Source organism: Lysinibacillus antri (assembly GCF_003977595.1).
Taxonomy (GTDB): Bacteria; Bacillota; Bacilli; order Bacillales_A; family Planococcaceae; genus Ureibacillus; species Ureibacillus antri.
On record NZ_RYYR01000031.1, the window covers coordinates 18752 to 32687 of the forward strand.

General features: G+C 33.2%; 10 protein-coding genes. 9 read left to right on the forward strand and 1 reads right to left on the reverse strand.

Features of this window, described 5'->3' with window-relative positions:
• Positions 1-5 precede the first annotated feature (5 nt).
• The 6 genes from EK386_RS16800 (at position 6) to EK386_RS16825 (ending at position 9168) form a co-directional block, all read left to right on the forward strand.
• Positions 6-1103, forward strand: coding sequence for a GerAB/ArcD/ProY family transporter (locus tag EK386_RS16800; RefSeq protein WP_126660335.1), 1098 nt, complete (start codon positions 6-8; stop codon positions 1101-1103).
• 18 nt (positions 1104-1121) lie between these two features.
• The gene (locus EK386_RS16805; protein WP_126660336.1) at positions 1122-2243 is read left to right on the forward strand and encodes a Ger(x)C family spore germination protein; all 1122 of its coding nucleotides are present in this window, start codon (positions 1122-1124) and stop codon (positions 2241-2243) included.
• 582 nt (positions 2244-2825) lie between these two features.
• Entirely contained in the window at positions 2826-5825 is a 3000-nt protein-coding gene (locus tag EK386_RS16810; RefSeq protein ID WP_126660337.1) for an EAL domain-containing protein, read from the forward strand.
• A gap of 11 nt (positions 5826-5836) precedes the next feature.
• The gene (locus EK386_RS16815; protein ID WP_126660338.1) at positions 5837-7498 is read left to right on the forward strand and encodes a sensor domain-containing diguanylate cyclase; all 1662 of its coding nucleotides are present in this window, start codon (positions 5837-5839) and stop codon (positions 7496-7498) included.
• Positions 7499-7542: 44 nt separating this feature from the next.
• Positions 7543-7758 (forward strand): hypothetical protein, encoded by a 216-nt coding sequence (locus tag EK386_RS16820; RefSeq protein WP_126660339.1) that lies wholly within the window; start codon positions 7543-7545, stop codon positions 7756-7758.
• 93 nt (positions 7759-7851) lie between these two features.
• On the forward strand, positions 7852-9168 hold the full coding sequence (locus EK386_RS16825) for a methyl-accepting chemotaxis protein (RefSeq protein ID WP_158674458.1): 1317 nt from the start codon (positions 7852-7854) through the stop codon (positions 9166-9168).
• Positions 9169-9640: 472 nt separating this feature from the next.
• On the opposite strand, the gene EK386_RS16835 is transcribed toward EK386_RS16825, so the two are convergent.
• Positions 9641-10273: a nitroreductase family protein gene (locus EK386_RS16835; RefSeq protein WP_126660342.1), complete on the reverse strand. Its 633-nt coding sequence runs from the start codon at positions 10271-10273 to the stop codon at positions 9641-9643.
• A gap of 359 nt (positions 10274-10632) precedes the next feature.
• On the opposite strand from EK386_RS16835, the gene EK386_RS16840 reads away from it, so the two are divergent.
• From EK386_RS16840 to hypF, 3 genes are read left to right on the forward strand one after another with little or no spacing between them, the layout of a single operon-like run.
• Entirely contained in the window at positions 10633-10998 is a 366-nt protein-coding gene (locus tag EK386_RS16840; RefSeq protein ID WP_126660343.1) for a hydrogenase maturation nickel metallochaperone HypA/HybF, read from the forward strand.
• Positions 10988-11647, forward strand: coding sequence for a hydrogenase nickel incorporation protein HypB (gene hypB / locus EK386_RS16845; RefSeq protein WP_126660344.1), 660 nt, complete (start codon positions 10988-10990; stop codon positions 11645-11647). Before EK386_RS16840 ends, hypB begins: the two co-directional genes overlap by 11 nt.
• The gene (hypF, locus tag EK386_RS16850; protein WP_126660345.1) at positions 11632-13935 is read left to right on the forward strand and encodes a carbamoyltransferase HypF; all 2304 of its coding nucleotides are present in this window, start codon (positions 11632-11634) and stop codon (positions 13933-13935) included. The genes hypB and hypF overlap by 16 nt, the downstream gene beginning before the upstream one ends.
• Position 13936: the final 1 nt, after the last annotated feature.

The window sequence follows — 13936 nt, forward strand, 5'->3', positions numbered from 1 at the left end:
TTACTATGAATGTGAACATGGAGATGAAGAAACAGAATACCATCAATGCGTTTCTAGTTCTTTTTGTTGTCCATACCGCACAGATGGGTATTGGAGTTGCTGGAATTCAGCGAGTTTTATATAAGGAAGTCCAACAAGATGCGTGGATTGTCATTATACTTTCTGGAGTAATAACTTGTTTGATTGTATGGATTATCGGAAAAACTTTAAGCGAATACGAAAACCACACACTATTTGATATTCATTTAGATATATATGGAAAATGGCTTGGTAAGTTTGTAAATCTCTTAATTGTCCTTTACTTATTTTCTGTATTTTTATCGATTTGCCTTGGTTATATAGAAATTGTTCAGGCGTGGATGTTTGAGAAAATGCCAAGTTGGCTAATAGGTGCCTTTCTAATTATTCTAACGGGAAAAGGGGTTCGCAGTGGATTCCGTCCTATTGTTGGTGTTTGTTTTCTTGCATTTCTCTCTGCGATCTGGATGTTATTTATCTTTTTTGCTGAACCATTAAAATTTGCTGAATGGCACTATCTATTCCCAATGTTTGAATTAACCTCCACTGAGTTATATAAAGGGATGATAAAGACTTCATATAGTCTGTTAGGATTTGAACTTCTTTATTTTATTTATCCATTTGTTAAAGAGAAAGAAAAAGCAGTAAGGTTTGCGATATTAGGAGTCATTGCTTCTATTGTTATATTAGTAATTCTCACAGTCATAGCGATAGGTTATTTTAGTGGAGAGCAGCTAGAACGAACTATTTGGGCTACGATTTCTATGTTTAAAATAGTGAAGCTTCCATTTATTGAACGATTTGAGTATATTGCTATTCCTGTATGGATGATTATCATTATTCCCAACCTTTTATTATATATGTGGGCTGCTTCTAAAGGAATTAAAATAAGTTTCGGTTATAGACAATCGTATGCATTATATGTATTTCTGTTATTGTCCCTAGTTGTATTCATATTTTTCAACAAAAGACTCCATATCAATATGTTTATTGATTATGTTGGTATGATTGGGTTATATGTTTGTTATGTGTATCCAATCATCCTCTACATTGCGGTTCGAATAAAAAAATCATTACAAAATTAACCTATTAGGGTGCTTTGCATGAAAAAAACAATCATTTCAGTTATTTTCCTTATGATGACACTCGTATTAACAGCTTGTTTAGAACAATACAATTTGGAAAAACTTGGGTTAGCCACCGTTATTGGATATGATCTTGATAAAGAAGAAGTGCGAGCGACCGCCGTACTTAACCAATTCCAACCTGAGGAAAAAAATGCCTTCCAAGTTGTAAGTAGTCCTGGGAATACAAGTAAAACATCCCGACAATCTTCCAATTTAGAAACGAGTAACAAAATTGTTGGTGGACAACTCAGGGTAGTGGTGTTGGGGGAATCACTTGCTGAAGAAGGGGTTCTTTCTATAACAGATACGTTATCAAGAGATGCTTCAATTGGGACAATGTTATATTTATGTGTTAGTAAAGGAAATGCCAAAGAAATTTTGGAAACAAAACCACCCGTCTCCGATATGGGAACGTACTTGTACAACTTATTAAAACAAAATATTGAGGGGGAACTGCTAGTTTCTGCAACTCTTCATGAGTTTTTGCAGGCTTATTATGACCCTGGGAAGGATCCCATCTTACCTCTTGTAACTATGGAAGATAAGAGTGTTAAAGCTGATGGATTGGTAGTATTCAACAATGACAAAGTAGTGGGCTTTCTTAAAGGAGACGAAGGGTTTTATATTAAATTAATCCGTGAAAGATTTAAAGCAGGAAGTACCGAGATTAGTATCCCATCGGAATCCGTAAAAAAATTTATTAAAAATAAACCAAAAAAAGAAAACATTTTTGTTGTGGTCGATGACATTAAAAGTAATAGTAAAATTACACTTGTGGAAGCCTCTACACCAAAATATAAAATAACAATTCATATCGATTCAGTAATAAAAGAGGTTTCAGAAGAGGTGATTTTAGAAGATCCAGAATCACTCAAGACATTAGAGGAATTAATTGAAAAGGAAATGGAAAAAAAGGTTAATAATATAATGAAGAAACTACAAGAAATGAATTCTGATCCATTAGGATTTGGAATGGTATACGACAGTAGTATACGAAACAAGAAGTTAACGCACGAAGAATGGAAAGATATGTTTCCTCATGCTGAATTTGATGTAGAGATTAACGTGGATATTGTTAAGACGGGAATTGTTGAGTAAAAATCCACACTGATCGATATACCAGATTTTTGGAAGGTCATAAGTCTACTTCCTCGCTAAAAATAGGAGGGATTAGGCTTTTTATCATTCAATGCCCATATATTGTAATTCTGCACTTTAGGGATAATACCTATTGGTAAATGTGTTGTAAATAAGTAGAAAATTGAGTGGCGATCGCTGAGAAAAAACATGACAGAGGTGGTACGTTCTTATGGTGTTAATCATTTATTGTAAAAAATATCTACTCTTTTTGGAATAAAATGATGCTTTTTAGTTAGTATTTCAGAAATGTAATGATGCATTACAGACGTTAAAAACTGCATTTCGCGAGTAATTCATCAAAAAGATAAGAATGCATTATATAATTCATAATATATTAAAAAATGTTTTAAGTACTTCTTTTATCTATTAATGTCGAAAATTGAGATTAGATTTTGAGTATTAGTGATAGATGCATTTGTTATAAAATCCACTAGTACTTTGCATTATATTATTCTATTTTTACTATTTTTATAGTGGAAAGGTTAATTTTATTTATTTCACTCAATTTATTTACAAATCAACCGGGGGAGGGGAATTTGTATGAATAATATTTATATGAATAAAACAAAAAAAAGTAATAAATTAAAAGAGTTGTTCCTAGGGAAGGAACCTCATCAGAATATGAATATTAGTTTAAATAGTGAAAGTAGTAGGTTATTAGATTATTATTCCTCTCTAGCGCTTTATCACCCAGATATTGTTATTGTGTTTTCACGAGATAGTGAAATTGTAACAATCGATAACAAAAAGGTTCATGCGTTATTAGGTTTAAACATTCAAAATGTGGAAGATTTATATAAAATTTTATCTCAGGACAACTATAGAAAGCTTGAATCAGCGTTCTACAATACATTAAGAGGGAACTCTGAAAAACATGAAGTTGAAATCAAAACAATATCAAATCAATCTATCTTTATGGTGATTACTTTTATACCTATAAAGCATGATGGTGAAGTAGAAGGTGTCTACTTAATTGCAGCCAATGTTACTGAAAAAGTGCAGTTAAAAAATCGGTTGGCCTTAAGTGAAAAACACCTAAACTCAGCTCAACAAATAACGAAAATCGGGAGTTGGGAGTATCTAATAGAAGAAGACCAACTATATTGTTCGGAGCATTTCCATCATATTTTTGGCATAGATAAAGATGATTGCATCAGTATGGAAGACCCTTTTAAATTAGTACATCCTCATGATTATGAAGATGCATATCAAAAAGTACAAATTGCAATTGAAAAAGGAGAAAGTTTCGTTAATCAATTCCGCATTAAACATGGAAGAAATAATGACATTCGATATATCAAGGTGCATGCAGAAGTGTACTTTAAAGAGCAACATCCTTACAAGATCATCGGCATAATTAAAGATGAAACTTATCAAATAGAGTTAGAAAATCAATTAACAGTAGTGAAAGATAACTTTTATTATATGTTTGATAATATTACATCAGGCATATGGATGAAGGAATCTTTAGATGATAAGTTTGTTTACGTTTCGAAAGCATTAGAAACAATATCAGCAATCCCTTTAAAAAGATTGTACGAAGAAAAACACTTGTGGTACAACATGATTCAACCAGATTGTTATGGAGTTATAGAAGAAGGAATTAAAGACTTGTCAAAAGGAAAAAGTGTAGAAGCTGTTTATCGAATCATTAATGGTGATGGGAAGACTAAATGGATACTAGAACAAATTGTACCAAAAATCGATGTTCACGGTAACATCACCAATCTTTTCGGTTTAATAACAGATATAACAAGTGAAATGGAAACGAAAGAACAACTCACTTATATTTCAAACTATGATGCACTTACTAACTTACCGAATCAAAAAAGTCTTTATGACCATTTGGATAAGTTATGTGAAAAAGATGAACCATTTGCAGTTTTATATTTAGATATTGATCGATTTAATATTATTAATGATTCGTTAGGGTACCAAATAGGTGATGAGGCGTTAAAACTGCTCGCTAACCGATTCAGTTCTATGATTCCTAATAACGTGTATCTTTCACGATTAAGTAGCAATGACTTTATTATGGTTGTTCAGAATTATAACAGTAAAAAAGACATTCATAAACTTGCTGAAAAAATTATCCGTGAAACAGAAGTACCATTTATCATACAAAATTATGAATTGCATGTTTCTACTAGTATCGGTATTACGTTTTTCCCGGAAGAAGGGAAAGATAAGTTAGTACTTTTAGAAAATGCCCATACAGCACTTTACAAAGCGAAGAGAGAAGGGAAAAATAATTATCAACTTTCTTCTCATCTAACGGATATATCTTCTTACAAAAAATATGTACTAGATCGAGATATGAGAAAAGCAATTCTTAATGAAGAATTTGAATTATATTTTCAACCTCAAGTGGAGCCTAGATATGGGAAAATTTGTGGAGCTGAAGCATTAATTCGATGGAATCATAAAGAATGGGGATTGGTATCACCGGGTGAATTTATACCGCTAGCTGAAGAAAATCATATGATTAATAACATTACAGATTGGGTAATTCAAAAGGTCTTTTCTTATATACGGGATTGGATGGACAAAGGATACGAAGTGCGGCCGATTTCTATAAATATACCTCCAATACGATTTATTAAAAAGGGACTCTTAACATTTGTGAAACGGCAGTTAGAATTGCATAAAGTACCTGCTCACTATATAGAATTCGAAATTACTGAAGGTTCATTATTAAAAAGTGATAAGAAAGTTATCAAAACAATTGAAGGATTAAAAGAACTAGGGATAAACTTTGCCATCGATGATTTTGGAACAGGTTATGCATCATTAGATTCATTACGTAAATTTAAACCAAATACAATTAAAATCGACAAAACCTTTATTAAACATATTGGTGATGAAGATGGTGTTGAAAAAGGGATTATCTCTTCGGCCATGCACCTAAGTAAGGTACTTGGTATGAAAGTGGTAGCTGAAGGTGTAGAAGAATTTGAGCAGTTAAAGTTTTTAAAACAAAATGAATGTGATCTTATTCAAGGATATATCTACTCTAAACCTGTTAGGGTGAAAACTTTTGAAAAACTTTTAAAACAAGGTTACTTAAAAGCAGAAAAGAGTAATAGGAAAATAGTATTAGTCGAAAAGAGAAAGTATTATCGTTTTCAGTTTCCTTTTCCAATTGAAGGAGAAATGACGATAGTGGAAGTCAATGGTAAAGGAGTGAACGTTGGTAAATCTCCAGTTCTTATAGAAAATATCGGATTAGGGGGAGTGAAAATTCTATCTACTTTGAAACTTCCAGTAAATACACAGATGAAATTCAGTGTAAAATGTCAAATCCTTAAGGAAATATTCGAACTAACTGGTTCCATCAAATGGATTGACGAAGAAGAGAGAGGTGTTTTCTCATATGGATTAAGTTTTGAAATAAATCGAATCCTAGAAGACCGTTTATCTTCTATAATTAATAGATTAAGCTCTTACAGTAAAAAGAATAACAGCATACCAGATACATTATTTATATATGAGGCTGCCTATAAATATTTTAGTAAACAATCGTTACAAGTTAGTGTATAAGGGGATTGTATATGGAATTTTCTTTTAGAGAAATTTTAATAAATGGCATAGATGATATGGTTTTTGTTGTAAAAGTGGAAGACCAAAATTTTCGATATGAGTTTTTAAATAAAAGTGCCATGCAGTGCTTGAGATTGAATAAAGATATCCTTGGTTTAACCTTTAGGGATGTGTTACCTAAAGAGGAAGCAGAGTTTTTGTATAAGAAATACCAAGAAGTGTTAATTAAAAGAGAAATTCTTACTTACGAAGATTCATATAGAAAAAAAGAAAATGTTGGAGAAATGAATTATTCTCAAGTTAAATTAACCCCTATTTTTGATGGAAGTGGCTCATGTATACGAATTGTATCCGTCGTTAGAGATATTACTAAAGAAAAGGCTGCACTCTCTTATGTGAAAGAGATGGTTGAAAGAATTGCTGAAAGTGATGAAAGATATCAATCGTTATTTACTCATAACCCAGATGCTATTCTTACCTTTGATAAAAAAGGATTTATTACGAATGGAAATGAAGCGGTTAAAAGTATTACAGGCTTCGAAATAATAGAGTTAATAGGAAAGTCTTTTATAGATATTATTTTTGAGGATATTAACTTATTACAGCAAACTATTAATGAAGCATTAAAGGGTAGTACATCAAGTGGAGAATTTTTACTGAAGGATAAAAAAGGCAATATACTAACAATTAATTTAAAAGTAATCCCTTTAATATTGGAAAATGAAGTTATCGGATTATTTGGTATTTTTAAAGATATTACAGAAGCTACAAAGAATATAGAGAAGCTTGAAGAAAGTGAAAAACGTTTTCGTATTATTGCAGAAAATGCGCATGATTTAATCACACTTGTTAATAAAAATGGTGAAATTACCTATGTATCACCCTCATATAAAAATATATTAGGCTATCACCATAAAGAATATATTGGAAAACATTTTATTCATAACGTTCACTCAGACGATTTAGGACGGTACATGGAGATTGTTGAGAAATCTATTCAATCGGACGAACCTTTTACAATCGAATTTAGGCAGAAAAATGCCAATGATGAAATGCTATGGTGTGAATCTATTGGTAAGCCTGTATTTAATCAAAAAAATAAGTTTCAACATTTAGTAGTGTTAACGAGAGATATAACGTTAAGAAAAGAATACGAATCCAAACTAAAACATTTCGCATATCATGATTCTTTAACAGGACTTCCCAATCGCCTTCTGTTTAAAGAACGATTCGAAATTGCTAAGGAACAATTTTTAAAAAATAACAATGGCTTAGCTCTTATGATTTTGGATATTGACCATTTTAAAAGGATTAATGATACTTACGGTCATGATATAGGGGATCTGGTGATTAAGGAGTTTGGTCTTCGAATTAAAGAGTCTATCGGTGACCATGGTACCGTGGCAAGATTAGGTGGAGATGAATTTGTCATTCTACTGTCTAGCATTCAAAATGTTGAAAATGCACTAGAAATTGCTGAAAGAATAAAAAGTAAAGTTCATAAACCATGGGAAGTTAATGGAGAATCATTAAATGTAACAACAAGCATTGGGATTGCAATGGCACCCTATTCAGAGGGTTTAACTAAGTCTGAGTTAATGAAAAAAGCTGATATTGCTTTATACCAAGCAAAAGATAGTGGCAGAGATTCATATAAATTATATGAAGTTTAATAGAAGGTTCTTATTAGCCCGAGTCTTTAAAGGAGTGGATGGAGGTGGCTACAAATAATAAGGGAATAAAAGATAAAATTTTGAATAATTTTCACAATATAGATAGTGTTAATAGGATAAATTTAAGAAACGCAGTATTTCTGATGGAGAATAAAGTGAAAAATTATATTATTGACAATATAGATAATATGTCTTCAGAAGAATTACTTCTTTTTAAAGAAATTTTAGAGTTATTAGTTAAAGTTAAAAAAAATTCTTAAAAGGGACCCCGCAAAAGTGAACGATTTCACCTTTGCGAGGTCTTTCATTTAACAATTATAAATATAAATCAAAATAGAATGGAGAATTTGGTATTGGAAAGGATTCAGGATAATTCCAAAGGGCTTAAACCCGAAACAACTATTTTTAGAGTTAGAGTTAATATTCTTTTAAAAATGATTATTATCGTGATTTTAAGTTTACTAATAAGTTCACTCATATCTGCTTATATTAACGTACAAATCAAGCAGATTATTGACGGAAGTTTTAGCGTCTATATTAATACATGTATATCAATAATTATTTCTACTGTAGTCATTTTATTATTTGTCAGGGTTGTTATACTTATTCCATTGAATAAGGTTGAAGAGGCGATAATCAAGGCCTCAGAAGGTGATCTAACTGTATCAATTCAGCATGATTCAACAGATGAATTTGGTAGGCTTTCTACCTCTTTTAATAGTATGATTTCTAGCCTTAATAAGCTACTTGAAAAGTCCAATCAAACAGTTTTACAAGTAACTGAATCCTCGGATCAATTAAATACAATCGCAGGAGAAAATAGTAAAGCAATTGAGCAAATTTCAGATTCAATTCAAGAAATTGCTTCTGGTGCTGAGGGACAAGCGAAGTATTCATCTGAAATTGTTAAAACAGTTAAAGAAATTACAAAGGGAATAAATGAGTCAGCCTCTTCAGTTCAAGTGGTCACTCATATAGCAAATTCAGCGAAAGCTACGTGTAAGTCAGGAAACTTATTAGTAAATAACACTATCCAAGAGATGAAAGAAATATATAAAGCAACTGAAGATACATCAGATATTATTCAATTACTCGAAAATAAGTCAAAAAAAATTGGAGAAATTGTAGAGATCATCACTCAAATAGCTAAACAAACGAATTTATTGGCACTTAATGCAACGATTGAGGCAGCTCGAGCAGGAGAACATGGGAAGGGCTTTGCGATTGTGGCAACTGAAATCAGAAAGTTGGCAGAAGAATCAGCAAGTGCTGGCGTAAATATAAGAAATATAGTTGAAGATACTCAGTTAGAGACGAATAGAGCTGTGGAATCTATGAATAAGGGAATGGTCTTTGTTAAAAATGGTAGCACATTAATTAGAGAAACTGGTGATAACTTTAAAGAGATATTAAAAGATGTTGAAGAAGTGTCTCAACAGTCACAAGAAGTATCGATTATGGTTGAACAAATTAATAAAAGGTCAAGAGATATGATGTTGATGATAGAAGAGATAGCATCAATTATTGAGCAGTCATTAGGGAACGTACAAACAGTTAGTGCGTCCGTGGAAGAGCAAAATGCATCCATGGAAGAAATGGCATCATTTATAGCTGAATTAAATAAAATAGCGCATAGATTACAGATTGATATTAAGGATTTTAAATTGTAAATTGTTTAAGGTTTGTTGAGCATTTTATATAGGTAAATCCTATTATTAAAGGAAAATGACAAAAGGCATTCAGTGGCAATCTTGAATGCCTTTCAATTCCACCACTCCAAATAAAGCTGAGGTGTTCTTCTAGAAAAGACAGAGTGTATTAAGTCGCTCACTGGCTTAATTAACAAGTGGTTCAATATTCGGTTGCGATATACAGATGTTACCATGACAATTTATAGAGATTAGGGACTGTCCAGAAAGTATAAAGTGAAACTTCAATCCGTGGGGGTTTTCCACATCCCCCACGGATTGTTAGTTGAACCAATCGGGCGCATGCTAGCAGTTGATCTCCCACCTATCTTTTTTGTTTTACTTAAGTCTTGAGATGGGAGTCTTGTACCTGACGCTGAAGCTTTCGGTACAGATAAATTACTGCCCGTTAATGCGGGATAAAACTTCCTAAACAGTCTTTCTTTTCTCATCATTAATATCTATTAAACTGAACAAATTCACCTACTGTTTTGCGGTAGCCACGTGGGCGTTCTTTATCGACACTTTTACCAATTGTAATCATCATTATTGGTTGTAAATAGTCAGGGATATTAAACTCTTTTCTTAATTGATCGACATTGTGAACGTGCATTGGACATGTATCAAATCCGTAATGTTTTGCACTAAGCATTAACATTGTTGCGTGAATCCCTGCATTTCGAACTAATTCTAGTTCCAATTCAGGCGGATTTGCTTTTAAGCTATCACCATATTCTTTAATATTATTTATTGTCATTTCATAAGCTGACTCGTCCATCATTTTTAGCATTTTCATAGGGCCGTAAATTTTTTCAGCTTCTGATACTTCAAAGCTGTTTTTATTGCCCAAGACGATAATAACTGCACTAGCTGTATGAATTTTGTATTGTTGATAACTTAATTCAAAGATGCGCTCTTTTTTCTCTTCATCTGTAATGACTAGATAGTTTGTCAACTGCAAGTTATATACACTAGGTGCTAACTTTGTTAAATCAAAGATTTTCTTAAAATCATCTTCTGTCAATTTTTCTTCTTTTATAAAATTAACTGCTGAATGGCGTGACTTCACTAAATCCTCAAAGTTCATGTGATCAATTCTCCATTTCTATTATTTATCTATTTTAATATATCAGAGAATAACAGAATTGTATAACGTTTGTACAAAGTTTTTTTCACTTCCTTGGACACGCTGTATATTCTCGGGTTATTCTCTCTCTTTTTTCTATAATTAGTTCTTATTATTAAATTTCAACATAAGATTTTTATAGAAGTTTATCCCGCATTAACGGGCAGTAAAGACTCCCACCTCAAGACTTAAGTAAAACAAAAAGGATAGGTGGGAGATCAACTGCTGGCATGCGCCCGATTGGTTCAACTAACAATCCGTGGGGGATGAAGAAAACCCCCACGGATTGAAGTTTCACTTTATAGGAAGGTGCCGATGAGATGCATGAAATGTCTTTAATGCATGAAATCATTCAACTAGTGTCAGAGGATGCAAAATCAAGAGGTTTTTATAAAGTGAAACAAATTCAAGTGATCGTTGGCGATTTATCCAATGTGTTACCAGACGCATTGGAATTGGCCTTTTTCTACTTTAGTAAAAAGAAAATGGGTCTCCTCGATGAAGAATCACAATTAAAAATTATCCATGAAAAAGCAATTGCACAATGTCAAACATGTCTACATAAATTTGAACCCGATTTTCGCCTGGCCCTTTGTCCAAAATGCGGTTTACTCAATGGCTTTCTGATTTCAGGGGAAACATTTCAAGTTGAATCTTATGAAGGAAGTGATGAAATTGAAAATTGAACTTCGAGAAGATGTGTTAAAAGATTTGAACACAGCGGCAAGTTTTAATCGTGATTTATTTAAAGAGAATCAAACCTTAGTGATCAACTTAATGAGCTCGCCCGGTGCAGGTAAGACAACCTTATTGGAAGAAACGGTGAAACGGCTAGCGGACGAGTTTAAGATCGCTGTTATTGAAGGCGACTTAGCAACAGACCGTGATGCAGAACGATTACGTACCCTTGGAATCAAAACTGTTCAAATTAATACAGTAGGTGGTTGTCATTTAGATGCAAGAATGGTTGCCAAAGTTATTCCTGAATTTGACTTTGAATCAATTGATATTCTCTTTATCGAGAACATTGGTAATCTAGTATGTCCATCAGGTTATGATTTAGGACAAGATTATAAAGTTGTTGTGTTAAGTGTTCCAGAAGGGAATGATAAAATTCCAAAATATCCAGTGATGTTTAAAAGAACGGATATAACAATTATTAATAAAATTGATCTTTTACCGTATGTATCGTTTAACTTGGAGGAAGCAGACCGAGATTTAAAACAGATTAATCCGAAAGCACAATTAAAAACATTATCTGCAAAAACGGGGGAAGGAATGAACGAGTGGATTAATTGGATAAAGGATGTTTATCGTACATGTATCAAGCCTTAAACATCATTGTGAAGGGGAAGGTACAAGGAGTTGGCTTTCGTCCGTTTGTCTATGCCCTTTCAAAAAAGTACAATTTGAAAGGCACCGTACAAAATAACATTGAGAGTGTATCGATTATGATTGAAGGTGAAGAAGAACAACTATCTAAAATGATAAATGAATTAAATATGAATCCTCCAAAACTGGCTAAAATAACAGAAATAAAGACGCAAAAAATAATGCTTAAAAATTATCAAGATTTTACTATCATTCAAAGTTCAGTTGATAAACAGATTTCGACTCCTACCATACCTCAAGATGCTGCCGTTTGTGAACACTGTTTGGAAGAATTGAGGGATCCACAAAATCGTCGCTTTCAATATCCGTTTATCAATTGTACACAATGTGGCCCACGTTATTCGATTATTCAACGTTTTCCATATGATCGTCCATATACGACGATGGCTAAATTTCAGATGTGTCCAGCATGTCAAGATGAGTATGAAAATCCACAAAATCGAAGGCATCATGCACAACCGGTTTGTTGCTTTCATTGTGGACCGACATTGAAGCTTGTTAATTCAAAAGGGGAACTAGTAGCTGATAACCTCAATGCAATTTCTAAAGCAAAAGAGTTGTTAAAACATGGAAAAATTGTCACCATTAAAGGGATAGGTGGGTATCATCTTGTTTGTGATGCCAAGCAGGAAAAAGTAATCGATCTTTTAAGGAAAAGAAAAAGACGCCCTCAAAAACCACTAGCAATCATGGCTAAATCATTAGAAGTTGCAAAAAAGCTATGCAATGTAACACATGCCGAAGAGGAATTGTTAACGAGTTCAGCAGGCCCTATCGTTTTATTGCATAGAAAATTTGAAAATACATTGCCACATAATATCGCCCCTGGATTAACATCAATGGGAATCATGTTGCCCTACACACCTATCCATTATTTATTATTTGAAGGCACGGAATTAGACTATCTTGTCATGACAAGTGCGAATACTTCAGGGTTTCCAATCAGTTACAATGATTCGGATCATGAGAATATAAGGGAACTTTGTGACTATATTTTAACTCATAATCGAGAAATCGCTCATCCGATTGAGGATTCTGTTGTTTTACATGACGGAAAAAACAAGGTATTCATTAGACGCGCAAGGGGTTTTGCTCCCGAGACAATAGAGTCGGGTGTCGATGTTTCTCGTATTATAGCTTTTGGAGGAAATCAAAAAAATGCATTTGCCATTGGGAGCCAAAAGGATATAATTTTAAGCCCACAAATAGGACAATTAGAGAATGAGGAAATGATGAATCATTTTAACGAGCAACTTGATGCATTTAAAAAATGGTACGGCGTGGACGAAAAGTATATAGCAGTCGATATGCATCCTTTTTATGCAACTACCATGCTTGCCAAACAACACAAAGGTCAAACAATGTTTATTCAACATCATCACGCTCATCATGTGTCGTGTATGGCAGAACATAACCTCACTGAACCTTGCTTAGGGATCATTTTAGATGGTACTGGTTACGGTGAGGACGGGCATATTTGGGGATTTGAATTTTTGTATGGGGATGCAAAAAAGTTCAGAAGGCTAGGTCATTTACGATATACACCGCTCCCTGGTGGCGAAAAAGCTGTAAAAGAACCATGGCGAAACGCAGTTGGTATGCTTCTATACGCTTTAAAAGAAGAAGGCAAGGAATTCGCTACTAAACTTTTTCCTGAAAAATTAAAAGAACTAGATGTTATAGAGCAAATGATTCGTAAACAAGTGAATACTCCTATGGCAGGAACTTGTGGCCGTTTATTTGATGCAGTCAGTGCCATTCTAGGCATTTGCACAATTTCCACTTATGAAGGAGAGGCTGCAATAAAGCTATCCGATTATATGAATCGTGACTTAATTGATCGTCCTACAACTTGTTATCCATTCCAAATAATTCAAAATAACGAAATGGAATTTGAACTTAATTTGAGCGCTATGATTCGCCAAATCATTATCGATCACTTAGCACATAAACCGCTAATCGAAATCATCCATAACTTTCATCAAACCATTGTTGAAAGTTGTGTTCAAATGATTTTAACCATTGTCAAAAAGTTCCCTCATATGGAAAGAAATATCGTTCTATCGGGTGGGTCCTTTCAAAATACCTATCTATCTAGCAAACTACAAAATAGGCTTAAGGAAGAAGAGTTTAATGTCTTTATAAATCAAAATATCCCATGTCATGACGGTGGATTAGCCATTGGACAACTTATCATTGCGGCTAATAAAATTGCAGAAAATAATAGATAGA

What these genes read in the sequence shown, in the direction of transcription:
- EK386_RS16805 (WP_126660336.1), top strand. Translation starts at nt 1,122, where the DNA reads ATGAAAAAAACAATCATTTCAGTTATTTTCCTTATGATGACACTCGTA.
- EK386_RS16840 (WP_126660343.1), top strand. Translation starts at nt 10,633, where the DNA reads ATGCATGAAATGTCTTTAATGCATGAAATCATTCAACTAGTGTCAGAG.
- EK386_RS16835 (WP_126660342.1), bottom strand. Translation starts at nt 10,273, where the DNA reads ATGAACTTTGAGGATTTAGTGAAGTCACGCCATTCAGCAGTTAATTTT.
- EK386_RS16810 (WP_126660337.1), top strand. Translation starts at nt 2,826, where the DNA reads ATGAATAATATTTATATGAATAAAACAAAAAAAAGTAATAAATTAAAA.
- EK386_RS16800 (WP_126660335.1), top strand. Translation starts at nt 6, where the DNA reads ATGAATGTGAACATGGAGATGAAGAAACAGAATACCATCAATGCGTTT.
- hypF (WP_126660345.1), top strand. Translation starts at nt 11,632, where the DNA reads ATGTATCAAGCCTTAAACATCATTGTGAAGGGGAAGGTACAAGGAGTT.
- EK386_RS16815 (WP_126660338.1), top strand. Translation starts at nt 5,837, where the DNA reads ATGGAATTTTCTTTTAGAGAAATTTTAATAAATGGCATAGATGATATG.